The sequence below is a fragment of the Aminobacter sp. GW821-FHT11F06 genome, from assembly GCF_058808215.1.
Genome location: NZ_JBXARL010000015.1, coordinates 19,055 through 44,987 on the forward strand (window position 1 = coordinate 19,055; position 25,933 = coordinate 44,987).

Below are 25,933 nucleotides of genomic sequence, written 5' to 3' on the forward strand. Positions count from 1 at the left end.
GACCGCTTGAGGCAGCGTGGGGTTAGGCGGCCTTTTCCGCTTCGTCGGCGCGGCCGGCCTTGCGCGCCACCGCCCAGCCGAGAAAGGCTGCGACAAGCAGCACGACGGCGGCGAGGTAGAAGGCGAGGCCGGGGTAGGGCATCGGCGTGCCTTCACGCAGCGTCCAGGCATAGACGGCGCCGAAAAACAGCGGCGACATGACGCCGGCGATGCTTGCCACGCTCATATTGGCGCCTTGCAGCTGGCCCTGCTCGGATTCCGAAACGCGCTGGGTCATCAGCGACTGGGTGGTGGGCATGGCGAGGCCCCACAGGGCGTTGGGGATCATCGCCAGCGTGAACCATAGGCCGGTGGGCGCCCAGCCCATGCAGGCGATGCCGACAGCACCGCCGAACAGGCCGAACACCATGGTGGCACGGTCGCCGAAGCGCTTGACGACCGGGCCGACGATCAGGCCCTGCATGATCATGTCGAGCACACCGACCAATGCCAGCAAGGTGCCGACTTCCCAGGCATGCCAGTTGTAGCGGTAGGCGGCATAAAGCACGAACACGGCCGAGAAGACGTGGTGGGCGAAATGCAAAAGGAAGGTCACCGCGGCGAGGCCGGTCAGTTCGGGGTGCGAGCGCAGCAGCATCATCGCGCCAAACGGGTTGGCCCTGCGCCAGGAGAATTGCATGCGCTTTTCTGGCGCGAGCGACTCCGGCAGGACGAAGGCGCCATAGAGAAAGGCGAGCCCGCTCATCGCAGCAGCCACCCAGAACGGGGCGCGCGGCGAGATTTCGCCGAGGAAGCCGCCCATCAGCGGGCCGGCGACGAAGCCGGCGCTGAAGGCGGCTCCGATCAGGCCATAGGCACGGGCGCGACCCTCGGGCGGGGTGATGTCAGCCATGTAGGCGAACACGGTGGTGAAGCTTGACGAAGTGACGCCGGCGACGATGCGGCCGAGTGCCAGCCACCACAGGTTGGGCGCCAGCGCCATCAGCACATAGTCGGCGGCAAGGCCTGCGGTCGACAAAAGGATCACCGGCCGGCGGCCATAGCGATCCGACAGCGAACCGATGATCGGCGAGCAGACGAACTGCATGCCGGCCCAAAGGGCGATGAAGACACCGTTGATCCAGCCAGCATCGGCATTGGAACCGACGAATTCCTCGATCAGCGATGGCAGCACGGGAATGATGATGCCCATCGCCACGATGTCGAGGATGGCGGTGACAAAGATGAAGGCGATCGCCGCCTGGCGACGCGAACCTGTTATGGACATGATGCTGGCCTCGATGGACGAGCCTTATAAAAACAACTCGGCGCGCGATCCACCCGCTACGGGCTATATTACCAAAACCTACTGACATTGTGTCACAGCGGCTGAAACGATGCCCCAAGGCTATCGGCGACGCGGCCAGCCGCCTACAAATGCGGTCGGATTCAAGACACGGGCGCGCTCAGCGCTGTTCTACAACTCCGCCAAACAGGGAGCCTGCCATGCTGCGCAAGACGAATTTCTTCATCGACGGAAAATGGGTCGCGCCAACAGTGGCGAAGGAACTCGAGGTCATCAACCCGGCTGACGAGCAGGCCTTTGCCGTCATCTCGCTGGGCTCGGGCGCCGACGTCGACAAGGCTGTGGCAGCGGCCCAGCGCGCCCTTCCGGCATGGAGCGCGACAAGCCGCGAACAGCGCCTGGCGCTGCTCGAAAAGCTGCTCGCCGCCTACAACAGGCGCATGCGCGACATGGCCAATGCGATCTCGTGGGAGATGGGCGCGCCGATCAAGCTGGCGCTCGAATCCCAGGCCGCCTGCGGCGCAGGCCATATCGAGAGCTTCATCGAAGTGCTGAAGGGCTTTGAATTCGAAGAAGCGCTCAGCGAGAAAAATCCGCAGGAGCGCATCGTGCGCGAGCCGATCGGCGTCTGCGGGCTGATCACGCCTTGGAACTGGCCGATGAACCAGGTGACGCTGAAGGTGGTGCCAGCACTTGCCGCCGGCTGCTCTGTGGTGCTGAAGCCGTCCGAGATCGCGCCGATGTCGTCGATCGTCTTTGCCGAGATGATGGAGGAGGCAGGCTTCCCGGCCGGTGTGTTCAACATGGTCAATGGCGACGGCCCGACTGTCGGCGAGGCGATGTCGCGCCACCCAGGCATCGACATGATGTCGTTCACCGGCTCGACGCGGGCCGGTGTCGCCGTCACCAAGGCTGCTTCCGAAACGGTCAAGCGCGTGGCGCTGGAGCTCGGCGGCAAGTCGCCCAACATCGTCTTCGCAGATGTCGATCTTGAGGATGCGGTGACGCGCGGACTGGCGCATTGTTTCGAGAATACCGGTCAGTCCTGCAACGCGCCGACGCGCATGCTGGTGCAGCGCCCTGTCTACGACAAGGCTGTCGACATCGCGGCGAAATATGCTGCCAGTGTCAAGGTCGGCAATCCGGCCGAGGATGGCGACCATATCGGCCCGCTGTCGTCCGATGTGCAGTTCGACAAGGTTCAGGCTCTGATCGACGTCGCCATCAAGGAAGGCGCGCGTGTCGTTGCCGGTGGGCTCGGTCGTCCCGAGGGTTTCAATCGCGGCTATTATGTCAGGCCGACGGTGTTTGCCGACGTCAACAACGACATGCGCATCGCCCGTGAGGAGGTGTTCGGACCGGTGCTGGCGATGATCCCGTTCGAGACGGAAGAAGAGGCGATCGCCATTGCCAACGACACGCCCTACGGCCTGTCGGCCTATGTGCAGTCAGCCGACAAGGTCCGCGCCCAGCGCGTGGCGCGCAAGCTGCGCGCCGGCATGGTCCAGATCAATGGTGCCGACCGTCCCTATGGCAGCCCGTTCGGGGGCTACAAGCAATCGGGCCTCGGCCGTGAAGGCGGCAAATGGGGTCTGGAGGATTTCTTGGAGGTCAAGGCGATCAGCGGGTTCGAAGAAGGGTTGGGGTGAGGTTTCCGAAGTTATCGAGGTTGCTGTCGTTTCCCTTGTAGATGGTCCCCCTCTCCGTCACGGCTTCGCCGTGCCACCTCTCCCCCACTTCGTGGGGGCGAGGAATCGCCAATCGCGTCCGCTGCATTGTGAGGTATGACCTCCCAGAACTTGGGTTCCTCGCCCCCACAAAGTGGGGGAGAGGTGGCACGGCGAAGCCGTGACGGTGAGGGGGTGTCGCTGGGCGTGAAGGATCAGACTTGGCGCGCACCTAGCCCTCATTCCTTCTCAGATAGTCCTCGGCAATCTCGCGCATCCTGGCGCCGTCGATGCTCTCGGCGTGGCCGCCATGTGCGACGCGCACCGGAAGCTGGATGAGCCGGTGCATCGTCGCGCAATAGGCTGTGCGGTCGGAATCGGGCATGTCGTCGATCAAAAGCCCGCCATGGATGGCGTCGCCGCTGAATAATGTGCCGTCGTGCGCGTCGAACAGCCCGATCGAGCCTGGCGAATGGCCAGGCAGATGCAGCACGCCGAAGCGCCTGTCGCCTAGGTCGATGACGTCGCCCTCGTCGAGCAGGCGGTGCAGCGGCGCGGGCTGGATGGCGTAGTCGGCGGAGTGCCAGCCGGGATAGGGAAGTTCCGACACCGCGCCGGGGAAATCGCGGAACATGTGGGCGTAGGTCACGGCATCGGGCATGGTGGCGAAGGCGTCCGCCTCGATGCGCGGGCCGGCGCGCCATGCAAATTCGTGCAGCGAGCCGACATGGTCGAGATGGACATGGGTCGCGACCACCAGCAGCGGCTTGCCCGGCGTCGTTGCAATCTCTGATACCAGCGGGCAGATGCCCATGCCGGTATCGACAAGAAGATCGAGATCGCGCCCGCGCACCAGCCACATATTGGCGCGGCAGTAGTCGGTGACGAAAGGTTCGGTCAGCATCGTCGTGCGGGCGTCGACGATGGTCTTGCTGAACCAGCCGGGACGCTGCCTCAAACGAACGGCCTGCCGATCTTGAAGCGGCCAGGCACCAGGCGCCTGAAATAGTCCATGCCCTTTTCCGACAAATGGTTGAGGTCCGGCAGCATGTAGTCGTCGGGCATGTGACGGGTCTTGCCGGCGACATTGGCCAGCGGCACGAGCTTGAGCACCGTCTTGCCGCCTTCGTATTTCAGCGCAACAGAGCCGCCGCCTCTGTCGGCCGCATCGATGGCGAAGACGCCGGCGTCGAAGGCTTCCTGCGCATCGACAGCGTTGACCGCGCCGATATAGCCACGTGGCATGTAGCCGAGCGCATCGACGCGCGCACGCTTGCCCGGAAGCCCCTCGGCCAGCGCGTTTTCGAAGGCGCGGCTCAGATCGCTGCCCGACAGCTTGATGTTGCCATGGGCGTCGCGTTCGAGCTTGTCGGCGGGCACGATGCTTTCGACCAGCGCCTTGCCGTCGGCGGTGGTGACGCCCTCGGAGACGGCGACGACGCAACGGCGATGGCGCGCCAAGGTTGCCTTCACCTCATCGATGAAGCGCGGCACCGAAAAGGCGCGCTCCGGCACATAGATCAGGTGCGGGCCGTCGGTGTCATCGCCGCGCCAGGCGGCTGCGGCCGCAGTCAGGAAGCCGGCATGGCGACCCATGACGATGCCGACATAGATGCCGGGCAGGGCGCGGAAATCGAGATCGACGCTGAGAAAGGCGCCGGCGACGAACTCGGCCGCCGAGATGAAGCCCGGCGTGTGGTCGTTTTCCTCAAGGTCGTTGTCGATGGTCTTGGGTGCGTGCACGAAGGCGATGCTGCCTTGGGCCGCTTCGGCCAGGATCTGCTGGGTTCCGGCGGTGTCGTTGCCGCCGATATAGATGAAGGCGCGCGCGTCGGCTTTCTTCAGACCTTCAAGGATGATGTCGCAATAGGCGGCGTCGGGTTTGTCGCGGGTGCTGCCGAGCGCGGCACTCGGCGTTGCGGCTATGCGCAGGAGCTGTTCTTCGGCAATGTCGGTCAGATCGACATAGTCGCCGTCGCGGATGCCGCGCACGCCGTGGCGCGAGCCCAGAATGCGGGCCTTGGGATGGCGCCTGCGGATTTCGAGCACGGCACCGGCCATCGTCTGGTTGATCACGGCGGTTGGTCCGCCACCTTGCGCGATCACGAATGTCGAAGGCATGGACGTCGTCCTCCCAGCTGCGATTTTCTTGAACATGCGCCCTTGAGGGGAGCGGACGCAATGGGAGATTCGAGGCCTTGGGCCGGAGCCAGGGCCCCGGCCAGGTCGGTCAACTCACGACGATCGGTGTCTTGCCGTTGACGCGGCTGTACAGGTCGATGACGTCCTGGTTGATCATGCGCACGCAGCCCGACGACATCGCCTGGCCGATGGTCCACCATTCAGGCGAACCGTGGACGCGGTAGCCGGTGTCCTGGCCGTCCTTGTAGATGTAGAGCGCGCGCGCGCCGAGCGGATTGTCGAGGCCGCCGGGCTGGCCACCGCTCCATTTCACCAGTTCCGGCTTGCGCGCGATCATCTCGCGCGGCGGCGTCCAGGTCGGCCACTTCTTGCCGTACTGGATGTTGGCGCGGCCGTTCCACAAGAAGCCGTCGCGGCCGATGCCGACGCCGTAGCGGATGGCGTCGCCGCCGGGCTGGACAAGATAGAGATAACGTTCCTGCAACCGCACCACGATGGTGCCGGGTGCTTCGCCTGTCGGATCGACGACGATCTGGCGGCGGAATTGCGGGTTGACCTTGGCGAACGGAATCTCGGGCAGCTGGTAGCCTTCATCGGTGAAGGAGGCATACATCAGCTCGGGGCGCGTTACCTGCTTGTCGACGCTGATCTGCGGCCGTATCGAGCCAGTTGTGGTGGTGTCGAGCCCCATGGCTGGGATTTCGAAGTCCATGCTGCGGCTGCAGCCAGCGAGCAGTCCGGCAGCGCCGAGGCCGAAAAGCACGTTGCGGCGCGAGGCAAGTCTTGGGGCGCGATCGTTCAGGTCGGGCTTCGAGGCGGCAGGCGATTTCGACACGGCACAAATCCACTGTTTACGCGGGGGCGGCCAGACACCGGGCAAGCCCGGCTGGATAATTCGCATTTTCACCATTCATGGTTGAAAAAGCGTGAATGGCGCGTGTGCTGCGTTAAGGGCTTTACATCAGTGCCGTGGCGGAGCTTGATCGCCTTTCCAAAGAGGGAGAATTGCGATGTCGTTTGAAAGCTGGGCCGCCTTTGCTGCCGCGTCCGCGGTGTTGCTTGTCATTCCGGGGCCGACCATCCTGCTGGTTGTATCCTACGCGCTCGGCCAAGGCTGGCGCACGGCGCTGCCGATGGCGGTCGGCGTGGCACTTGGCGACTTCACCGCAATGACGCTGTCGATGCTCGGCATCGGCGCGCTTCTCGCAGCATCGGCGACGGTCTTCACCATCCTCAAGTGGATCGGTGCCGGCTACCTGATCTATCTCGGCATCAAGCTGTTTAGAGCCGGCGGGTCGCTTGACGCGACGCCGCGCACGGACGCTGCCTCGGCAGCGAAGATGATGGCGCATGCCTGGATCGTCACCGCGCTCAATCCCAAGAGCATCACCTTCTTCGTCGCCTTCCTGCCGCAGTTCCTCGACCGCAACGGCGATTTCTGGACGCAGATGCTGATCTTCGAGCTGACCTTCCTGACGCTCGCCTTTGCCAATGCCTTCGGTTACGCACTGGTCGCGGCGCGCGCCCGCAGAGTGGTCGCCAATCCGCGCGCCATCCGCATCTTCAACCGCACTGGCGGCACGCTGCTGGTCGGCGCCGGTATCGCCGCTGCCGCGGTGCGCACCGGGCACTGAGGTTTGATGCGGTGGTGAGGGATCGGCTTGGTCTCACGCTTTCCGGCACCGGCGACGATGCGGTGGTGCATTACGAACGCGGCGTGAGCGAATTGCAGCGCTTCGTTGGCGATCCGGTCGGCTCGGCCAATGCGGCGATCGCCGCTGCGCCCGATTTCGTCATGGCGCATGTGCTGAAAGGCTGGCTCTACGGCCTCTCGACCGAGCGCGAGGCGATGGCCGTGGCCCGCGATTGCCACGCTGCGGCGGCTGCACTGGCTGCGACATCGCGGGAAAAGGCGCATGTCGAGGCACTTGGCCGCCTTGCCAATGGCCACTGGCATGACGCCGGGCGTATCCTTGAGGAACTGACCAGCGAATACCCGCGCGATGCGCTGGCGCTGCAGGCCGGCCACCAGATCGATTTCTTCACCGGCAATGCGCGCATGCTGCGCGACCGCATCGCCCGCGCGCTGCCGGCGTGGAGCGCTGCCATGCCGGGATATCACGCGATGCTGGGCATGCAGGCCTTCGGCTTGGAGGAGATGGGCGAGTATGCCAGGGCCGAAAAGCTCGGCCGTGAAGCGATTGCGCTCGAGCCGCGCGACGGCTGGGCCCAGCATGCTGTGGCGCATGTCATGGAGATGCAAAGCCGCCAGCGCGACGGCATCGCCTGGATGCGCGCCAATACCGACGCCTGGACGAAAGAGAGTTTTCTCCAGGTCCATAACTGGTGGCATCTGGCGCTGTTCCACTACGACCTCGGCGAAACCGACGAGGTGCTCGCCCTGTTCGACGGGCCGATCTATGGCGCACACTCGACGGTCGCGCTCAACATGGTCGATGCCTCGGCGATCTTGTGGCGGCTGCATCTTGGCGGCGTCGATGTCGGCGACCGCTGGGCCATTGTTGCGGCCAACTGGGCGCCGAAAGCCTGCGCCGGCAACTACGCCTTTAACGACGCGCATGCGATGATGGCTTTCGTCGGCGCCGGGCTTGAAGCACCGGCGCGGGCACTGCTTCAGGCGCAGCGCGAGGCGATCGCAGGAGAAGACGACAATGCCGCCTTCACCCGGGATGTCGGCCATCCGGTCACTCTCGCTATCAAGGCTTTCGGCGAGGGCCGCTACGGCGAGACCGTGCGGCTGCTCCAGCCGGTGCGCGCCATTGCCCATCGTTTCGGTGGCAGCCACGCCCAGCGCGACGTTATCGACCTGACGCTGATCGAGGCGGCACTTCGGGCCGGTGACGATGCGCTTGCCGTCACCCTCGCCACCCAGCGGAATGCGGCGCGACCGGCAAGCCCTGTGTCCCAGCTGTTCGTCGAACGCGCGGCATTTCTCGCCCATGGATGACCGAGTTGACCCCGTTTCGCAGTGGTTTGATATTTTTTGCGAGATTCGAAAAAAATAGCCGTGCGGTAGGTTTCGGGCTCCGTATTTTTTGATATGAAACGATGTCCGTCGGAGGAACGGGCCTGAGGCGGGGCCGTTTTCGGACCATGCCGATGAAAATGAGAGGCCGTGGCGCTGAGTTTCTGCGCTTGCCGTCGGGAGGAGCGATCATGTATCTCGGGCTGGATCTCGGCACGTCTGGCGTCAAGGCGCTGCTCATCGACGCCGCGCAGAAGGTCATAGGCTCCGGCCATGGTTCGCTCGACGTGTCGCGGCCGCATCCGGGCTGGTCCGAGCAGGATCCGGCCGACTGGATCCGCGCCACCGAAGATGCCATTGCCGAGCTGAAGGCGGCTTACCCTAGAGAATTCGCTGCCGTTCGCGGCATCGGTCTGTCGGGCCAGATGCATGGCGCTACGCTTATCGACGCAGCCGGAAAGGTGCTTCGCCCCTGCATTCTCTGGAACGATACCCGCAGCCATGCCGAAGCTGCCAGGCTCGACGCTGACCCGCGCTTCCAAGAGATTACCGGCAACATCGTTTTTCCAGGCTTCACCGCGCCCAAGCTGGCCTGGGTGAAGGCCAACGAGCCGGCCATTTTTGCCAAGGTCGCCAAGGTGCTTTTGCCCAAGGATTATCTCCGGCTCTGGCTGTCGGGCGAACACATCTCCGAAATGTCTGATGCCGCCGGCACCGCATGGCTTGATGTTGCGGGGAGACGCTGGTCGTCCGAACTTCTGGCCGCGACCGATCTCGATGAAAGCCACATGCCGCATCTGGTCGAAGGCACCGAACGTGCCGGACAATTGCGCGCCGAACTGGCAGCCAGATGGGGCATGGCACCTTCGGTCGTGATCGCGGGTGGGGCAGGTGACAACGCGGCTTCAGCCTGTGGCATGGGCACAGTTCGGCCGGGCTCGGCCTTCGTGTCGCTCGGCACATCTGGCGTGCTGTTTGCCGCCAACGGCGCTTATCTGCCCAATCCCGAAAGTGCCGTCCACACCTTCTGTCACGCGCTGCCCAACGCCTGGCACCAGATGGGCGTCATCTTGTCGGCGACGGATTCGCTCAACTGGCTGAGCAACATCACAGGCAAGGATGCCGCTGAACTGACGGGCGAGCTTGGCGATGAACTACGTGCGCCCTCGGGCGTCAGCTTCCTGCCCTACCTCTCGGGTGAGCGCACGCCGCATAATGATGCGGCGATCCGTGGTTCGTTCACCGGTCTTGCCCATGAGATCGATCGCGCGGGGATGACACAGGCCGTTCTCGAAGGCGTGGCCTTCGCCTTCCGCGACAGCCTTGAAGCGCTTGAGAAGGCCGGCACCAGGCTGGAACGGGTGACCGCCATCGGCGGCGGCTCGCGCTCGCGCTACTGGCTGAAGGCGATTGCCACCGCACTTGGCGTTCCCGTCGACATTCCCGCCGACGGCGACTTTGGTGCGGCCTTCGGTGCCGCGCGCCTTGGCCTGATCGCGGCGGAAGGGGTCGATCCCTATGCCGTCTGCACGCCACCCGTGACCGCCGAAACCATTGAGCCCGTTGCAGCGCTGTCAGGCGCCTATGACGAGGCCTATCGCCGCTACCGTAGGCTTTATCCAGCGATACGGGGCGTGATGTGAAACCGCCCCCCTCTGGCCTGCCGGCCATCTCCCCCTCAAGGGGGGAGATTAGTCGCGTCGGCGACGGTAACTGGCCTGCAATGCAGCTTTTCGTGGCGGCCCGGCTGGTTACGAAGCTTGAGATTGACGAAGGTGTCAATGACAGCCGATCTCCCCCCTTGAGGGGGAGATGGCCGGCAGGCCAGAGGGGGGTGAAGCCCTATCTGCGGACCTCAGCCCGGCACCTTGTCGAGAAAGCCGGTCACGCGGCTCAGTCGGCCATTTTCGACGACGCCGAAATCGGTGCCTTCGATGACGGCGTCGGCACCATCCGGGCCAAGGCTCCAGGAAAAACGGACATTGTCGCCGAAGCCGTCGACATTGCCCTTGAGCGTGAAGCGGAAGCCCGGGAACTGCGCGTGGACACCCTGGATCAGTGCCGCGACGCCCTGATGGCCGTCGCCCTGCATGACCAGGTCGCGGTACATCACGTCGGCGGTGAACGCAGCTTCCACAAGTCCGGCCCGGCGCGCGGCGTCGGTTTCGTTCCAGGCTGCGATGTAGTTCTGGGCGATGGTGGTGTGGTCGGTCATCTGAGGTCTCCGTCTGACACGTCTTGGTTGACGCAGCCGTTTTGCCACCCGGTTCGACCCAGACCAATTACCGCAGAAGTAATCGAATTCGGAATTTCGCACGCCGCTCCGCAACGGGCGGTTATCGGCACTCATTGAAAGGAGTTCCCATATGAGCACCGGCTATTTCGGCGACATCAAGCCCGTCAGATATGAAGGCCCCGACGGCACCAACCCGCTGGCCTACCGCCATTACAATGCCGATGAGGTGGTGCTCGGCAAACGCCTCGAAGACCATCTGCGCTTTGCCGTCGCTTACTGGCACACCTTCGCCTGGCCGGGTGGCGACCCGTTCGGCGGCCAGACGTTTGACCGCCCCTGGTTTCCAAAAATGGGGTTCGGCGAGACGATGGAGCATGCCAAGCTGAAGGCGGATGTCGCTTTCGAGCTGTTCTCGTTGCTCGGTGTTCCCTATTTCTGCTTCCACGATGCCGATGTCCGTCCCGAGGGCGCGACTTTCTCCGAAAGTGCCGCGCGGCTCGACGAGATCGCCGAGCATTTCGAAGGCAAGATGGCCAAGACCGGCGTCAAGCTGCTTTGGGGCACCGCGAATCTGTTCTCCAACCGGCGCTTCATGTCGGGTGCTGCCACCAATCCCGATCCGGATGTCTTCGCCTACGCAGCCGCAACGGTGAAGCATTGCATCGACGTCACCAAGCGCCTCAAGGGCGAAAACTACGTGCTGTGGGGCGGCCGCGAGGGTTATGAGACGCTGCTCAACACCGACATGGGCCGTGAGCTCGACCAGCTCGGCCGCTTCCTCAATCTGGTCGTCGACTACAAGCACCGCATCGGGTTTACCGGCACGATCCTGATCGAGCCCAAGCCGCAGGAGCCGACCAAGCACCAGTATGACTACGACGTCGCCACCGTCTACGGCTTCCTCAGGAAGTACGGGCTGGAGAACGAGGTGAAGGTCAACATCGAGCAGGGCCACGCCATCCTGGCCGGCCACTCCTTCGAACATGAGCTGGCGACCGCCAATGCGCTGGGCATCTTCGGCTCCATCGACATGAACCGCAACGACTACCAGTCTGGCTGGGACACCGACCAGTTCCCCAACAATGTGCCTGAGATGGCGCTGGCCTATTATCAGGTCCTGCTTGGCGGCGGCTTCAAGACGGGCGGCACCAATTTCGACGCCAAGCTGCGCCGCCAGTCACTCGATCCGGAAGACCTGCTGATCGCCCATGTCGGTGGCATGGACGCCTGCGCGCGCGGCCTAAAGGCGGCGGCGAAGATGATTGAGGACAAGGCGCTGTCTGGCCCGCTCGACGCGCGTTATGCCGGCTGGAATTCGGCCGAAGCCAAGGCGATGCTGGCCGGCCAGCGCACACTCGAAGACATCTCCGCCCGCGTGATCAAGGACGGCATCGAGCCGCAGCCGAAGTCGGGCCGGCAGGAGTATTTGGAAAACGTCGTCAACCGTTACGTTTGATGCCGCAACCAATCGGCGAGGGGGAATCAGCACTTCCCCCTTGCCGCCGTATTGCCTCTTTCTCGCCCTCAAGACGCCCGTCGAATCAGTGACTTACGGCGCATGAGACGGGAACAAAAGACTTTCACCACATATTCCAACGAGCCTGAGATCGACGCCCTGCTTTGCCGGTCGCAGACCGCTTCATTCGTCGATCGCCTGATGGCCCTGCCTCCGCTTATGGAGGCCGAACAGTCAAACGATTGGAGCCGGGCGGTGGCCTCGCGGCTCGAGGCCGTGCTGGCCCAGAGCATGCGCTCGCGCATCGGTTCGGAAAGCCGCGCCGCCTGATCGCTCGCGGTTTGACGAACGAAGCATGGTCCGCCATCCTTCGCCGATGATACGCGCCGTGCTTCTGGACCTTTCCGGCGTCGTCTATGACGGCGACACGCCGATCCCGGGCGCGGTCGATGCTGTGGAGCGGTTGCGGTCAGAAGGCCTGGCCGTTCGCTTCGTCAGCAACACCACACGCTCGCCGCGTACCGCCGTCATCAAGCAGCTTGCTGGCCTTGGCATCGACATCAGCGACGACGAATTGCTGACGCCAGCGCGAGCGGCCGTGGAATGGCTGCGCGATCACGGGTGCTCGCCGCATCTGCTTGTCCATCCCGACCTTGAAGTTGAGTTCGCAGGATTTGAAGGCGGGCCGCGTAAGGCGGTCGTGGTCGGCGATGCCGGCGAGGCCTTTACCTATGCGGCGATGAACACTGCTTTCCGGCAACTTATCGACGGTGCCGAGTTTCTCGCGCTTGCGGTCAACCGCACCTTCAAGGACGCCGATGGCTGGCTCAGCCTCGATGCCGGCGCCTTCGTGGCTGCGTTGGAGTTCGCCAGTGGCCGGCAGGCGACCGTGCTCGGAAAACCGTCGCCGGATTTCTTCCGTGCAGCGCTTGCTGGATTGGATTGTGGGCCCGGCGATGCGGTGATGGTCGGCGACGATGCGGAGAGCGATGTCGCCGGGGCATTGAGGGCAGGGCTTGGGGGCGGGCTGCTGGTGCGTACCGGCAAATATCGTGCCGGAGACGAAGGCCGATTTGCGCCTCATCCGAGCGCTGTCGTCGACGATCTGGCCGCAGCGATAGAGTGGATATTCGCCAAACGGCGTTGAGCGCTGTTTGCTTCGGTCGCATCTAGGATCACCCCCACCCCTAGCCCCTCCCCACAAGGGGGAGGGGGACGATTGTGCCGCGCTACTACCAACATGCCGAATATTTGGCGCTGGGCGACTATGCCGCAAAGGTTCCCCTCCCCCTTGTGGGGAGGGGCTAGGGGTGGGGGTATATGCCGCAAGCAAGCATCCGCATGATCCCTCGCGAGGCCACGACGCTACCCGCGCCGCATCTTCACCGGTGCGGTTCCGAAAGCGCGGGAAAAGCTGCGCGAGAAGGCTGCCGCCGAGGAAAAACCGGTGCGCTCGGCGATCTCTGCCATGCTGACCTTGGTGTCGACCACCAGCCGGCGCGCAGCGCTCAGGCGCAGGCGCAGATAATAGGTGCCTGGCGTCTCGCCGATCGAGACACGAAAGATGCTCTCCAAAGTCCGCGAGGTCACGCCCGCGCGCTTGGCGATCGCCGCGACGGTCAGCGGCTGGTCGACATGCGCCTCCATCAATCGGATCGCTTGCGCCAGACGCGGGTCGTAGCCGTCGAGCCGGCCGAGCGAAACCAGCGGCTGGGCGTCGGTCGCCGCGCGCGACTGGTCGTAGATGAACACACTTGCCACATCGAGTGCCACCGCCATGCCGAGCCGCGAACGCACAAGATGCAGCATCAAGTCGAATGTCGGCGCAGCACCGCCACAGGTGAACACCGGCCCGTCGATGATGTAGCGGTCGGGCCGCACGTCGATTTCGGGAAAGGCGGTGGAAAAATCCTCCATGTCCTCCCAGTGGGTCGTCGCGGCACGGCCTTCGAGCAAACCGGCGCGCGCGACCAGCCATGTGCCGGCCTCGACACCGCCGACGGCGCGGGCGTTCCGTGCCGCCCGGCGTAGGCCGCCGAGCAGCTTGGAGGTGGCGTAGCCTTGCGTGCCGAAGCCGGCGATGACGACGATGACGTCACTTGTGTCGTCAGGATCGAAGGCGCCGCTCACTGCCACCGGCAGGCCGCAGGTGGTGATCGCCGGCTCGCCGGATGTCGAGACCAGACGGAAATCGAACAGCGTCTCGCCAGCAATGCGATTGGCCGCACGCAGCGGGTCGATGGCTGAAGCCACGCACATGATCGATGCGCCAGAGAAGACCAGCATCGTCACCTTGAGCGGCGTGCGCTCGGCGCGAAAGATCGTAGGCTTTTCGCTTTTTGCCATTTTGGTTTCGTAAAGTGCAAAACAGACTTCTGCAAGTCAGGCATGTTGATGGCATATCCGATTGGGAGGAAGTCCGATGCCGCTTGCCATGAACCAGGACGTGTTCATCACTTGTGCTGTGACAGGCTCCGGCGGCACGCAGGACCGCAGCCCGCATGTGCCGCGCTCGCCCAAGCAGATCGCCGACTCCGCCATCGACGCCGCCAAGGCGGGTGCTGCGATCGTGCATTGCCATGTGCGTGACCCTGAAACCGGCAAGCCGCGCCGCGATGTCCATCTCTACCGTGAAGTGACCGAGCGCATCCGCGACGCCAATGTCGATGTCGTGCTGAACCTCACCGCCGGCATGGGCGGCGACATGGTGTTCGGTTCGCCGGAGGCGCCGCTGCCGCTCAAGCAAGCCGGCACCGACATGGGCGGTGCCTCCAATCGCGTCGAGCATGTGCGCCAATGCCTGCCGGAAATCTGCACGCTCGATTGCGGCACCATGAATTTCGCCGAGGCCGATTACGTCATGACCAACACGCCGGGCATGTTGCGTGCCATGGGCGGCATGATGACCGCACTTGGCGTCAAGCCGGAAATCGAGGCTTTCGACACCGGTCATCTGTGGTTTGCCAAGCAGTTGGTCGAGGAAGGCGTGCTCAAGCCCGATGCGCTGGTGCAGCTGTGCATGGGCGTGCCGTGGGGTGCGCCCGACGACCTCAACACCTTCTTGGCGATGGTCAACAACGTGCCTTCGACCTGGAACTGGTCGGCTTTCTCATTGGGCCGCAACCAGATGGCCTATGCGGCAGCCGCGGTGATTGCCGGCGGCAATGTGCGTGTCGGCCTCGAAGACAATCTCTGGCTCGGCAAGGGCGTGCTGGCCACCAACGCCCAGCTAGTCGAGCGCGCGGTGAGCATCGTCGAGAATCTGGGTGCGCGGGTGCTCGGACCGGAAGAGGTTCGCAAGAAGCTCAACCTGACCAAGAGGGCGCCGATTGCGGCGTGATTGGAGATGTCGATCAAGGAGAGGAAGTCGGCATGACCACAGTCAAATTCACCGCGATGAAGGATGGCGACAAGGACGACTATGCGTTCCTCACCGCCCATGAGATCGACTATGCCGCCAAGACCGGCGACCGCCTGCTTGACGCGCTGGTCCAGCTCGACGAGGGATTGTCGGGCTACAAGATCAGCCGTCTCGGCCATTCGCTGCAGGCAGCCACACGCGCCTTTCGCGACGGCGCGGACACCGACTGGATCGCCTGCGCGCTCTTGCACGACATCGGCGATATCTACGCGCCCTACAATCACGACGAATACGCAGCGGCGATCCTGAAACCTTTCGTGCGCGAGCAGTGCGCCTGGGTGGTGGAAAAGCACGGCGACTTCCAGCGCCTCTACTATGCGCATCATCTCGGCGGCAATCGCCACGCGCGCGATAAATTCGCCGGCCATGCCTATTACGACGACTGCGACCAGTTCTGCGAGCGTTGGGACCAGTCGAGCTTCGACCCTGACTACGAAACCTTGCCGATCGCGTTCTTCCGGCCCTTCGTGATCGAGGTCTTCGCCCGCAAGGCATACGATCCTTCCGTCATCCGTGCCGGCGAACGCGTCCCGCTGGTCAATCCTGAAGCAGCCAGAGAGAGAAGCGGAGCGCCCGCATGAGCACCATCACCAAAGCAGCCGCCATCGGTGGCGGGGTCATCGGCGCCGGCTGGGTGGCGCGGCTGCTACTCAATGGCATCGACGTTTCGATTTTCGATCCCGATCCGGAGGCCTCGCGCAAGGTCGGCGAAGTGATGAAGGGCGCGCGACGCGCCTATAAGCAGATGCTTCCAGGCGGCCTGCCCAAGGAGGGAAAGCTGACCTTCGCCAAGACCATCGCGGAAGCGGTGGCGGACGCCGATTTCATCCAGGAAAGCGTGCCTGAAAGGCTCGACCTCAAGCACAAGGTGCTGGCCGAGATCGATTTCCATGCGCCCGCCAACGCCATCGTCGGCTCGTCGACCTCCGGCATCAAGCCGTCCGACATGCAGGTGGCAATGAAGAAGCACCCCGAGCGGCTGGTCGTTGGCCATCCGTTCAACCCTGTCTATCTGCTGCCGATTGTCGAGATCGTCGGCGGCGAGCAGACTTTTCCCGAGGCCATCGAGGTCGCCAAGGAGATCTACGCGTCCATCGGCATGAAGCCGGTGGTCATCCGCAAGGAGATCGAGGCTTTTGTCGGCGACCGCCTTCTCGAAGCCGCCTGGCGCGAGGCGCTGTGGCTGATCAAGGACGGCATCTGCACGGTCGAGGAACTCGACGACATCATGCGCTACGGCTTCGGCCTGCGCTGGGCCCAGATGGGCATGTTCCAGGTGTATCGCGTCGCTGGCGGCGAAGCCGGCATGCGCCATTTCATGGCCCAGTTCGGGCCGTGCCTGAAATGGCCATGGACCAAGCTGATGGATGTGCCCGAGTTCAACGATGAGTTGGTCGACCTGATCGCCACGCAGTCCGACGACCAGTCCGACAAATGGTCGATCCGCGAACTGGAAAAGATCCGCGACGACAATCTTGTCGCGATCATGGATGCGCTGTCGAAGCAGAACAAGGGCAAGGGCTGGGGTGCCGGCGCGCTGTACAAGGACTACACCAAGCAACTGGCGGCGCAGGCCAGGCCCAAGGTCTCGAAGGCCGCCGAAAAGGCAAAGGCAAGCAAGCCGGTGAAGAAGCCGAAGAAGGCAGCTGCCAAGAAGAAGGGCTGAGACGATGCAGTTCGAGCAGGTCGACCCCCACTCCGGTTTGCTGCGCAAACCACCTCTCCCCCGTTCGACGGGGGAGAGGAAGGGTGCCAAGGCTTTGCACGCCGTGCAGTTCGACGGGCAGTCCGGTCGTCCATGCCGTCTGTCCAGCAAGTCCCGAGGTCCCAAGCGGCACGCCGGCCTTCCTCTCCCCCGGGCAGGGGGAGAGGTGGCGCGCGGAGCGCGACGGAGTGGGGGTGATTGCCTGCCGGCGAAGACGTCCGGCACTCTGATCCATGCGAAGAAGGGCTAGCGACATGCATTTCGGTCTGTCCGAGGAACAGCAGCTCATTGTCGACACCACGCGCGCCTTTGTCGAAAACGAGCTTTACCCGCATGAGCGGGAGGTCGAACGCACCGGCCACCTCAGGCGCGAACTGATCGAAGAGATCAAAGCCAAGGCGATCACCGCCGGGCTCTATGCCGCCAACATGCCGGCTGACGTCGGCGGTGCCGGGCTCAATACGCTAACCTGGCTGCTCTACGAAAAGGAGCTTGGCCGCGCCAACTATGCGCTGCACTGGACCTGCGTTGCGCGGCCGTCGAACATCTTGCTCGCCGGTACGCCTGAACAGCGCGAAAAATACCTTTTTCCGTGCATCCGTGGCGAGAAATCGGACTGCCTGGCGATGACCGAGCCGGGCGCCGGCTCCGACCTGCGCGGGATGAAGGCGAGCGCTGTCCAGGACGGCGGCGACTGGGTGCTCAACGGCACCAAGCATTTTATCAGTCACGCCGACATCGCCGACTTTGCCATCGTCTTCATGGCCTCGGGCGAAGAGGATTCGCCACGCGGCAAACGCAAGAAGATCACCGCCTTTTTCGTCGACAAGGGCACGCCGGGGTTCACGGTGCGTGACGGCTATCGCAACGTCTCGCATCGTGGCTACACCAATTCGGTGCTGGAATTCGACGACTGCCGGCTGCCGGGAGCCCAAGTGCTGGGCGAGGTCCACAAGGGCTTCGAGGTTGCCAATTCCTGGCTGGGTGCGACCCGCCTGCAGGTCGGCGCTACTTGTCTCGGGCGTGCAGAACGCGCGCTCGGCCACGCCATCGAATATGCCGCCCAACGCGAGCAGTTCGGCCAGCAGATCGGCAAGTTCCAGGGCGTGTCGTTCAAGCTCGCCGATATGGCGACGGAACTGAAGGCGGCCGAGCTGATGGTCATGGAGGCTGGCTGGAAATACGACCAGGGCACTGTCACCGACCAGGACATGGCGATGGCTAAGCTCAAGGCCACCGAGATGCTGGCCTTCGTCGCCGACGAGGCGATCCAGATCCATGGCGGCATGGGCCTGATGGACGACCTGCCGCTCGAACGCATCTGGCGCGACGCGCGCGTCGAGCGCATCTGGGAAGGCACGTCGGAAATCCAGCGCCACATCATTTCGCGCGCGCTGCTCAGGGCGGTGGGGGGCTAGGCATGTTGGCGCTCTTTCATACCCCCCTCTGGCCTGCCGGCCATCTCCCCCTCAAGGGGGGAGATCAGCCTGCACTTCGTCCTCGACTCATCGCTGCCGTTGCAAGGTGGGCGGCAAGATCGCCACTGCCAATCTCCCCCCTTGAGGGGGAGATGGCCGGCAGGCCAGAGGGGGGCAACGTAGAGCGCCAAGCCTGGCCAGAAAGGCGTCGCACTCATGCATAGGCTCGAACGCCTTCTCCGCCCCAAATCCATCGCCGTATTCGGCGGTTCCCAGGCTGCCGCCGTGGTCAAGCAGTGCCTCAAAATGGGCTTTTCCGGCGACATCTGGCCGGTGCATCCGACCAAGGACGAGGTCGAGGGCATCAGGACTTTCCGCTCGGTCGCTGAGCTGCCATGCGCCCCCGACGCCGCTTTCGTCGGGGTCAACCGCTTTCTCACCATCGAAGTCATCAAGGCGCTTGCCGAGTGTGGCGCCGGCGGGGCGATCTGCTTTGCCTCCGGTTTCCGCGAGGCCGGCAATGACGATGCCGACGGCGAGCGGTTGCAGGTCGAACTGGTCGCGGCCGCCGGTGCCATGCCGGTGATCGGACCCAATTGCTACGGCCTGATCAACTATGCCGACGGCGCGCTGTTGTGGCCCGACCAGCATGGCGGCCAGCGCCTCGCCGCAGGCGCGCGTGGTGCGGCGATCATCACCCAGTCGTCCAACATTGCTTGCAATTTGACCATGCAGAAGCGCGGCCTGCCGGTCGCCTTTCTGATGACGGCGGGCAACCAGGCGCAGACCGGTCTGTCCGAGATGGCGCTGGGCCTGATCGAGGACGAGCGTGTCTCCTGCCTCGGCCTGCACATCGAGGGTTTTGACAAGGTTGCCGGCTTCGAGCGGCTGGCGGCGCGGGCGCGCGAACTCGGCAAGCCCATTGTCGCCATGAAAGTCGGCCGCTCCGAACAGGCGCGGGCGGCGACCATCTCGCACACCGCCTCGCTTGCCGGCTCGGATGCCGCATCCGACGCCTTCCTCAAGCGCCTCGGTATCGCGCGCGTCGACACCATCCCGTCATTCATCGAGACGCTGAAGCTGCTGCACGCGCTCGGCCCGTTGCCTGGCCGCAGGTTGTCGTCGATGAGCTGTTCGGGCGGCGAGGCGTCCGTCATGGCCGACAGCGTCGAGGGCAGGCGGCTCAGCTTTCCCGCGCTCACGCCGGATCACTACGCCAAGGTAAAATCGACGCTCGGCGCCTTCGTCGCGGTCGCCAATCCGCTCGACTACCACACATTCATCTGGAACGACGAACCGGCGATGACGGCGACTTTCACGGCGATGGTGTCAGATAGCTTCGATCTCAACATGCTGGTGCTCGACTTTCCGCGCAACGACCGCTGCTCGGACGCCGACTGGTGGCCGACGGTGCGGGCGTTCGAAACGGCACTGAAGGCCAATTCCGCGCGCGGTGCGGTGGTGGCGTCGATGTTGGAGAACCTGACGGAAGCGCACGCAACCGAGCTGTTTCGACGTGGCATCGTGCCATTGCAGGGCATTGCCGAGGCGATGGACGCGGCGGAGGCGGCGGCGTTTGTGGGAGAGGCTTGGGCGAAGCCGGTTGCTGCGAGGGTGAGCGCGAGTTCGCCCCCCTCTGGCCTGCCGCCCATCTCCCCCTCAAGGGGGGAGATCATTCGCGTCTGTGACGGCGCCTTTTCCGTGACCGCAGAGGCTGTTGGAACGACATCTCAGATTGGCCAGGGCGTGGATGCGGGCCTGATCTCCCCCCTTGAGGGGGAGATGGCCGGCAGGCCAGAGGGGGGTGTTTCGCGCAAAACCCTCGACGAAGCCGCCGCCAAATCGCTGCTGCGTGAGGCGGGTCTCGCGGTGCCAGCCGGACGTCGCGCGGCGACCGTTGCAGAAGCGATCGAGGCCGCCGACGTGCTCGGCCACCCTGTCGCGCTCAAGGCGCTGGGTGTTGCCCACAAGAGCGAGCTGGGCGCGGTGCGGCTCAACCTGAAGAATGCCGAGGAAGTGGGATCGGCGGCGGCGGATCTGCTGCCGCTCGGTCACGGCCTCTATGTAGAGAAGATGGTCACAGGCGGCATTGCCGAACTGATCGTCGGTGTCGTCAGCGATCAGCTATTCGGGCCGGTCATGACCATTGGAACAGGCGGCGTTCTGGTCGAGTTGCTGAAGGACAGCGCGACGCTGCTTTTGCCGGCGTCGCGTTCCGAGATCGAGGCTGCGCTGCGCGGCCTGAAAATGTTCCCGCTGCTCGATGGCTATCGCGGCAGGCCCAAGGCCGACCTCGATGCGGCAATCCAGGCGATTGTCGGCATCGCCGCTTTCGTTTCGGCCCATGCCGAGGTGATCGAGGAACTCGACATCAATCCGCTGATCGTCTGTGGCAAGGGTCAGGGCGCCTGGATCGCCGATGCGCTGCTGGTTGTTTCCTCCCCCCTTGAGGGGGAGGTGGCCGCGAAGCGGCCAGAGGGGGTAGCCTCAGAGGGCACCGCCGCGACGTCGAACACTGCCGCAACGACCCCACCCGTCCGAACTTCGTTCGGACACCCTCCCCTCAAGGGGGAGGGGACCGCCAGCGCAGGAGAGTGAACATGTCCGACGTTGTCAAAACCCGCCGCGAAGGTGTGATCCTCGAAGTCACGCTCGACCGGCCCAAGGCCAATGCGATCGACCTCAAGACCTCTCGCGAAATGGGCGAGACCTTCAAGGCATTCCGCGACGACCCTGCGCTGCGGGTCGCCATCGTCAAAACCGCAGGCGACAAGTTCTTCTCGGCCGGTTGGGATCTCAAGGCGGCTGCCAATGGCGATGCGGTCGATGGGGATTACGGTGTCGGCGGTTTCGCAGGCCTGCAGGAACTGCGCGACATGAACAAGCCGGTGATCGCTTGCGTCAACGGCATGGCTGTCGGTGGCGGCTTCGAACTGGCGTTGTCCTGCGACCTGATCTACGCCTCCGAACATTCGAGTTTCGCGCTGCCCGAGATCAAGGCCGGTACGCTGGCCGATGCCGCGACGATCAAGCTGCCCAAGCGCATCCCCTACCATGTCGCCATGGACCTGCTGCTCACCGGGCGCTGGATGGACGTTGCCGAGGCGCATCGCTGGGGCCTGGTCAACGAGGTGCTGCCCGCCGACAAGCTCGAGGATCGGGTCTGGGAGATCGCGCGCCTGCTCGCCGGGGGACCTCCGCTGGTCTTCGCCGCGATCAAGGAAGTGGCGCGAGCGGCTGAGGTGATGGGTTTCCAGGAGACGATGAACCGCATCACCAAACGGCAATTCCCGACAGTCGACGAACTTTATGCCTCTGACGACAACCTTGAAGGCTTTCGCGCGTTTGCCGAGAAACGCGACCCGGTGTGGAAGGGGAAGTGAGGCCTTTGCGGAGATGATGGTGCTCTTACACGCCCCCCTCTGGCCTGCCGGCCATCTCCCCCACAAGGGGGGAGATTGGCTGTCACCTCCATTTTCGCCAATCGCCAAAATTGCAACTGGAGCGCTGCCCAAGAAACTGCTGATCTCCCCCCTTGTGGGGGAGATGGCCGGCAGGCCAGAGGGGGGCGACGTCGGGCGCGGCCTCAACCGGGGCGCGCTCCCATGACCGACTACACAAAACTCATCGACGCCGAGACCTGGGCCTTCATCGAGCGGACCAATTCCTATTATCCGCCCGACACGATCGACTACACCATCACCCAGCAGCGCGAGATCTATGATCGGATGTGCGGCGAGTTTTTCGTCGGCTACCCCGAAGGCGTCGTGGCTGAGACGACGGCCATTGCCACGCCGACACACAAAATCCCCATCCGCATCTACCGCCTGACCGGTAAGAAGCCGGAGGCGGTGGTGGTCTATTTCCACGGTGGCGGCTTCATTCTCGGCGGACTCGACAGCCATGATGATGTCTGCGCCGAACTGTGCGGGCGCACCGGCTACAATGTGATTTCGGTCGACTACCGTCTGGCGCCCGAGCATCGCCACCCCGCAGCCTTTGACGATGCGATACGCGCCTTCGAATGGGCGACGGATGAATACGACCTGCCCAACGTGCTTGCCGGCGACAGTGCCGGCGGCAATCTCGCCGCCGCTGTCAGCCATGCCACGCGCGGCCATATGCGTAAGCCCGCTGGCCAGGTGCTGATCTATCCCGGCCTCGGCGGTGACCAGTCGCGCGGTTCTTACGTCCAGCATGCCGATGCGCCGATGCTGACCATGCGCGATCTTCATTTTTACAAGGATATCCGCACCGGCGGCGAAGACCGCACTGGCGACATCACCATGACGCCGCTCGCCGATGGCGATTTCGCCAACCTGCCGCCAACGGTAATCGTCACCGCCGAATGCGATCCGCTGTCATCGGACGGCGAGGCCTATGGCGAGCGCGTGATTGCCGCCGAAGGTCGTGCCTTCTGGCACGAGGAGCCTGGGCTGGTGCATGGCTACCTCCGCGCCCGCCATACCGTTAGCCGCGCCCGCGAAAGCTTCGCCAGGATCGTCGATGCGGTCGCTGTGCTCGGACGAGGGGAATGGGTTTGGTGAGCGCCCGGTCTACTGGTTGAGGCGCGCGCTGATATCCATGCGCTGATGAAGAATACGGACCACATCGATCGCTTCGCCTACGACGCGATAGACGATGAAGTGGGAGCCGACGCTCACCTTGTGGTAGCCGGCGCGAATATCGGCGAGCGAGCGACCCTTATGTCGACCCGTGGCAAGATCCATGCATGAAGCGTGAATCCGCAGGACGTACTCGTCGGCCTGATCTGCGTTCCAGGTTTCGGCGGTGTAGCGCCAGATCTGCTCGAGATCCGCTTCGGCTGCCGGAGAAAAGATCAGCCGCTTAGCGGCCATGGCCGGCGCGCATCCGGCCAAGGAAACTCTCGATATCGAGCGGACTGGACGGCCCGCTTTCCTCACCTTCGATGATCGCCGCGCGCAGTTGGGCCACCTGTAGCTCGTGCTCTTCAAGCAGCCTCAAGCCGGCGCGGATGACCTCGCTGGCCGAGCTGTAGCGACCATCCTCTACCTGCTGGTCGACGAACTGGGAGAAATGCTGGCCAAGGGAAATGGACGTGTTTTTGTTCATGCGGCAATAATACCAAAAATTGGTATTATTGCCAACAAGTTCAATTCCCAGCGCTTTCCATCCTCCGGCCCTTGATCGCTTTTTCCAGCCAGCCGATTTCCATTTCCGGCACCGACGACAACAGCAGGTCCGTGTAGGCGTCGAAAGGCGGCTTCAGCACCTCGGATTTCGGCCCGTAGCGTACGACCTCGCCGCGATACATCACAGCGATGGAATCGGCGATCGACTTCACAGTCGCCAGATCATGGGTGATGAAGAGATAGGCGACGCCTTCCTCCGCCTGCAGGTCGAGCAAAAGCTTGAGGATGCCGTTGGCGACCAGCGGGTCGAGCGCGCTCGTCACCTCGTCGCAGATGATCAGCCTGGGCTTGGCGGCGAGCGCACGAGCAATGCAGACGCGCTGCTTCTGCCCGCCTGAAAGTTCGGCCGGATAGCGGTCGGCAAAGCCGCGTCCCATCTCGATCTTGTCGAGCAGTTCGGCGACGCGCTTGTCGCGCTCGGAGCCGCCCATCCCGAAGTAAAACTCCAGGGGCCGGCCGATAATGGTGCCCACGGTCTGGCGCGGGTTCATCGCCACGTCGGCCATCTGGTAGATCATCTGCAACTCGCGCAGGTCGTCACGGCTACGGTCGGCGAGGCGATTGGAAAGCGTGCGGCCGGCAAAGGTGATGCTGCCTTGCTCGGGCGGCAACAGGCCGGTGATAGCGCGCGCCAGCGTCGACTTGCCCGAACCGGATTCGCCAACCACGGCCAGCGTCTGGCCGGGCAGGATGTCGACGGAGACGTTTTTCAACACCTTGATCTTGCCGCCGCCATAGGCGGCCGTGATGTTCTTGACCGACAGGAAGGGGGCCGCGCCCGGCTTTTTTTCCTCGTGTTCGATCTCGTGCACCGACACCAGCGCGCTGGTGTATTCCTGGCGCGGTTCCTTGATGATCTGGCGCGTGCCGCCCCATTCGACCAGCTTGCCGTGCCTCAGCACCATGATCTCGTCGGAGACCTGGGCGACCACGGCGAGGTCGTGGCTGATGTAGAGTGCTGCCACGCCCGTGTCGCGGATGGCTTCCTTGATGGCGGCCAGCACGTCGATCTGGGTGGTGACGTCGAGCGCGGTCGTCGGCTCGTCGAAGACGATCAGGTCGGGCTCTGAGCACAGCGCCATCGCCGTCATGACGCGCTGGAGCTGGCCGCCAGAAACCTGATGCGGAAAACGCTTGCCGATGTTTTCGGGATCGGGAAGGCTGAGCTTCCTGAACAGCGTAACCGCGCGTTTTTCGGCTTCAGCACGGCTCGCAACGCCGTGCAGGATCGAGGCTTCCACCACCTGGTCCATCAGCCGATGCGCGGGGTTGAAGGCGGCGGCCGCCGACTGCGCGACGTAGCAGACCTCGCGCCCACGAAGCGCACGGATGCCTTGCGTGCCACCCTTGCGGATGTCGCGCCCGTTGAGAATGATCTCGCCGCCCGTGATCTTCACCCCGCCACGGCCATAGGCCATGGATGAGAGCCCGATCGTCGACTTGCCGGCACCTGATTCACCGATAAGGCCGAGTACCTTGCCCTTCTTCAGCGACAGCGAGACGTCATGGACCAGCGTGATGGTGCGCGGCGCTTCGCCGGGGGGGTAGACCTTGGCCTCGATCCTGAGGTTGCGGATGTCGAGCAAGGTCTCGTAGCCGTTCGCAGGCGACTTAGCCATTGCCGCGCCCTCCCTTGAGATCGGTGGTGCGGTTGAGCACCCAGTCTGCGACGAGGTTGACGGAGATGGCGAGAATAGAAATCGCCGCCGCCGGGATCAGGGCTGCCGGAATGCCGAAGACGATGCCGTCCTTGTTTTCCTTGACCATGCCGCCCCAGTCGGCGTCCGGCGGCTGGACGCCGAGCCCGAGGAAAGAAAGGGCGGACAAAAACAGCACCGCATAGATGAAGCGCAGGCCGAGTTCGGACACCAGCGGCGACAGCGCGTTGGGCAGGATCTCGCGGAAGATGATCCAGCCCTTGCCTTCGCCGCGCAGCTTGGCGGCCTCGACGAAATCCATGACATTGATGTCGACGGCGACAGCACGCGACAGGCGGTAGACTCGGGTCGAGTCGAGGATGCCCATGACCAGGATCAGCGTCACCAGCGTCGAAGGCAGCACCGACAAAACGACGAGCGCGAAGATCAGCGTCGGGATCGCCATCAGCAGGTCGACGAAGCGCGACATGCCTGCGTCGAACCAGCCACCGACGACGGCGGCGGTGAAGCCCAGGATCGCGCCGAGCGAGAAGGACAAGGCTGTCGCCAGCACGGCAATGAAGATCGTCGTGCGTGCGCCGTAGATCATGCGCGACAGCAGATCGCGGCCGAGATTGTCGGTGCCAAGCAGGAACTTGCTCGACATCGGCGCCCAGACATCGCCGACGATTTCGCCGAGGCCGTAAGGTGCGATCAACGGCGCGAAGACCGCCGCGATCAGGAAAAGCGTCGTCAGGATCAGGCCGATCCAGGCGGTGATGGGGATGCGTTTCAGATCAAGCATG

General features: G+C 63.9%; 23 protein-coding genes and 1 pseudogene. 14 read left to right on the top strand and 10 right to left on the bottom strand.

The window, feature by feature from the left end; translation table 11 throughout:
• Positions 1–22 precede the first annotated feature (22 nt).
• Positions 23–1,267 (bottom strand): TCR/Tet family MFS transporter, encoded by a 1,245-nt coding sequence (locus AC1RTB_RS25275; protein ID WP_492882000.1) that lies wholly within the window; start codon positions 1,265–1,267, stop codon positions 23–25.
• 218 nt (positions 1,268–1,485) lie between these two features.
• On the opposite strand from AC1RTB_RS25275, the gene AC1RTB_RS25280 reads away from it, so the two are divergent.
• Positions 1,486–2,934: an aldehyde dehydrogenase family protein gene (locus AC1RTB_RS25280; protein WP_492881999.1), complete on the top strand. Its 1,449-nt coding sequence runs from the start codon at positions 1,486–1,488 to the stop codon at positions 2,932–2,934.
• A 250-nt stretch (positions 2,935–3,184) separates the two neighbouring features.
• On the opposite strand, the gene AC1RTB_RS25285 is transcribed toward AC1RTB_RS25280, so the two are convergent.
• The 3 genes from AC1RTB_RS25285 to AC1RTB_RS25295 all read right to left on the bottom strand — a co-directional run bounded on the left by AC1RTB_RS25285 (position 3,185) and on the right by AC1RTB_RS25295 (position 5,929).
• Positions 3,185–3,856: an MBL fold metallo-hydrolase gene (locus AC1RTB_RS25285; protein WP_492882015.1), complete on the bottom strand. Its 672-nt coding sequence runs from the start codon at positions 3,854–3,856 to the stop codon at positions 3,185–3,187.
• A 50-nt stretch (positions 3,857–3,906) separates the two neighbouring features.
• Entirely contained in the window at positions 3,907–5,073 is a 1,167-nt protein-coding gene (locus tag AC1RTB_RS25290) for a diphosphate--fructose-6-phosphate 1-phosphotransferase (RefSeq protein ID WP_492881998.1), read from the bottom strand.
• A gap of 109 nt (positions 5,074–5,182) precedes the next feature.
• Positions 5,183–5,929: a L,D-transpeptidase gene (locus AC1RTB_RS25295; protein WP_492881997.1), complete on the bottom strand. Its 747-nt coding sequence runs from the start codon at positions 5,927–5,929 to the stop codon at positions 5,183–5,185.
• Between the two features lie 175 nt (positions 5,930–6,104).
• Here AC1RTB_RS25295 and AC1RTB_RS25300 point away from each other — a divergent pair, with 175 nt between their 5' ends.
• The 3 genes from AC1RTB_RS25300 to xylB all read left to right on the top strand — a co-directional run bounded on the left by AC1RTB_RS25300 (position 6,105) and on the right by xylB (position 9,723).
• Positions 6,105–6,728, top strand: coding sequence for a LysE family translocator (locus tag AC1RTB_RS25300; RefSeq protein ID WP_492881996.1), 624 nt, complete (start codon positions 6,105–6,107; stop codon positions 6,726–6,728).
• A 14-nt stretch (positions 6,729–6,742) separates the two neighbouring features.
• A complete protein-coding gene (locus tag AC1RTB_RS25305) occupies positions 6,743–8,062 on the top strand; it encodes a tetratricopeptide repeat protein (protein WP_492881995.1) in 1,320 nt (439 codons plus the stop codon).
• Positions 8,063–8,271: 209 nt separating this feature from the next.
• Positions 8,272–9,723 carry a xylulokinase gene (xylB, locus tag AC1RTB_RS25310; RefSeq protein WP_492881994.1) on the top strand — a complete coding sequence of 484 codons (1,452 nt, stop codon included), beginning with the start codon at positions 8,272–8,274 and terminating at the stop codon, positions 9,721–9,723.
• 212 nt (positions 9,724–9,935) lie between these two features.
• Here the strand turns inward: xylB and AC1RTB_RS25315 are convergent, their stop codons facing one another.
• A complete protein-coding gene (locus tag AC1RTB_RS25315; protein ID WP_492881993.1) occupies positions 9,936–10,295 on the bottom strand; it encodes a nuclear transport factor 2 family protein in 360 nt (119 codons plus the stop codon).
• Between the two features lie 151 nt (positions 10,296–10,446).
• Between AC1RTB_RS25315 and xylA the strand changes: the two genes are divergently transcribed.
• The 3 genes from xylA to AC1RTB_RS25330 all read left to right on the top strand — a co-directional run bounded on the left by xylA (position 10,447) and on the right by AC1RTB_RS25330 (position 12,919).
• A complete protein-coding gene (xylA, locus tag AC1RTB_RS25320; RefSeq protein WP_492881992.1) occupies positions 10,447–11,772 on the top strand; it encodes a xylose isomerase in 1,326 nt (441 codons plus the stop codon).
• 102 nt (positions 11,773–11,874) lie between these two features.
• The gene (locus AC1RTB_RS25325; protein WP_492881991.1) at positions 11,875–12,102 is read left to right on the top strand and encodes a hypothetical protein; all 228 of its coding nucleotides are present in this window, start codon (positions 11,875–11,877) and stop codon (positions 12,100–12,102) included.
• A gap of 25 nt (positions 12,103–12,127) precedes the next feature.
• Positions 12,128–12,919, top strand: a complete 792-nt coding sequence (locus AC1RTB_RS25330) for a TIGR01458 family HAD-type hydrolase (RefSeq protein ID WP_492881990.1) — start codon at positions 12,128–12,130, stop codon at positions 12,917–12,919.
• Positions 12,920–13,137: 218 nt separating this feature from the next.
• On the opposite strand, the gene AC1RTB_RS25335 is transcribed toward AC1RTB_RS25330, so the two are convergent.
• A complete protein-coding gene (locus AC1RTB_RS25335) occupies positions 13,138–14,118 on the bottom strand; it encodes a GlxA family transcriptional regulator (protein ID WP_492881989.1) in 981 nt (326 codons plus the stop codon).
• Between the two features lie 76 nt (positions 14,119–14,194).
• On the opposite strand from AC1RTB_RS25335, the gene bcoG reads away from it, so the two are divergent.
• From bcoG to AC1RTB_RS25370, 7 genes and pseudogenes are all read left to right on the top strand, one after another.
• Positions 14,195–15,112 carry a 3-dehydrocarnitine:acetyl-CoA trimethylamine transferase BcoG gene (bcoG, locus tag AC1RTB_RS25340; protein WP_492881988.1) on the top strand — a complete coding sequence of 306 codons (918 nt, stop codon included), beginning with the start codon at positions 14,195–14,197 and terminating at the stop codon, positions 15,110–15,112.
• A gap of 32 nt (positions 15,113–15,144) precedes the next feature.
• On the top strand, positions 15,145–15,774 hold the full coding sequence (locus AC1RTB_RS25345) for an HD domain-containing protein (protein WP_492881987.1): 630 nt from the start codon (positions 15,145–15,147) through the stop codon (positions 15,772–15,774).
• Positions 15,771–16,859 carry a carnitine 3-dehydrogenase gene (locus AC1RTB_RS25350; protein ID WP_492881986.1) on the top strand — a complete coding sequence of 363 codons (1,089 nt, stop codon included), beginning with the start codon at positions 15,771–15,773 and terminating at the stop codon, positions 16,857–16,859. Before AC1RTB_RS25345 ends, AC1RTB_RS25350 begins: the two co-directional genes overlap by 4 nt.
• A 293-nt stretch (positions 16,860–17,152) precedes the next feature.
• Positions 17,153–18,316, top strand: coding sequence for an acyl-CoA dehydrogenase family protein (locus tag AC1RTB_RS25355; protein ID WP_492881985.1), 1,164 nt, complete (start codon positions 17,153–17,155; stop codon positions 18,314–18,316).
• Between the two features lie 216 nt (positions 18,317–18,532).
• Positions 18,533–20,752 (top strand): annotated as a pseudogene (locus tag AC1RTB_RS25360) (acetate--CoA ligase family protein); the annotation flags it as partial.
• A 164-nt stretch (positions 20,753–20,916) separates the two neighbouring features.
• Positions 20,917–21,699 (top strand): carnitinyl-CoA dehydratase, encoded by a 783-nt coding sequence (locus AC1RTB_RS25365; RefSeq protein ID WP_492881984.1) that lies wholly within the window; start codon positions 20,917–20,919, stop codon positions 21,697–21,699.
• A 222-nt stretch (positions 21,700–21,921) separates the two neighbouring features.
• Entirely contained in the window at positions 21,922–22,863 is a 942-nt protein-coding gene (locus tag AC1RTB_RS25370) for an alpha/beta hydrolase (protein ID WP_492881983.1), read from the top strand.
• Between the two features lie 9 nt (positions 22,864–22,872).
• Here the strand turns inward: AC1RTB_RS25370 and AC1RTB_RS25375 are convergent, their stop codons facing one another.
• The 4 genes from AC1RTB_RS25375 to AC1RTB_RS25390 are packed head-to-tail and all read right to left on the bottom strand — an operon-like array spanning position 22,873 to position 25,932.
• Positions 22,873–23,175, bottom strand: a complete 303-nt coding sequence (locus tag AC1RTB_RS25375) for a type II toxin-antitoxin system RelE/ParE family toxin (RefSeq protein ID WP_492881982.1) — start codon at positions 23,173–23,175, stop codon at positions 22,873–22,875.
• Positions 23,165–23,410: a type II toxin-antitoxin system ParD family antitoxin gene (locus tag AC1RTB_RS25380; RefSeq protein ID WP_492881981.1), complete on the bottom strand. Its 246-nt coding sequence runs from the start codon at positions 23,408–23,410 to the stop codon at positions 23,165–23,167. The genes AC1RTB_RS25375 and AC1RTB_RS25380 overlap by 11 nt, the downstream gene beginning before the upstream one ends.
• Positions 23,411–23,450: 40 nt before the next feature.
• On the bottom strand, positions 23,451–25,109 hold the full coding sequence (locus AC1RTB_RS25385; RefSeq protein WP_492881980.1) for an ABC transporter ATP-binding protein: 1,659 nt from the start codon (positions 25,107–25,109) through the stop codon (positions 23,451–23,453).
• A complete protein-coding gene (locus AC1RTB_RS25390; RefSeq protein WP_492881979.1) occupies positions 25,102–25,932 on the bottom strand; it encodes an ABC transporter permease in 831 nt (276 codons plus the stop codon). Before AC1RTB_RS25390 ends, AC1RTB_RS25385 begins: the two co-directional genes overlap by 8 nt.
• Between the last annotated feature and the right edge of the window lies 1 nt (position 25,933).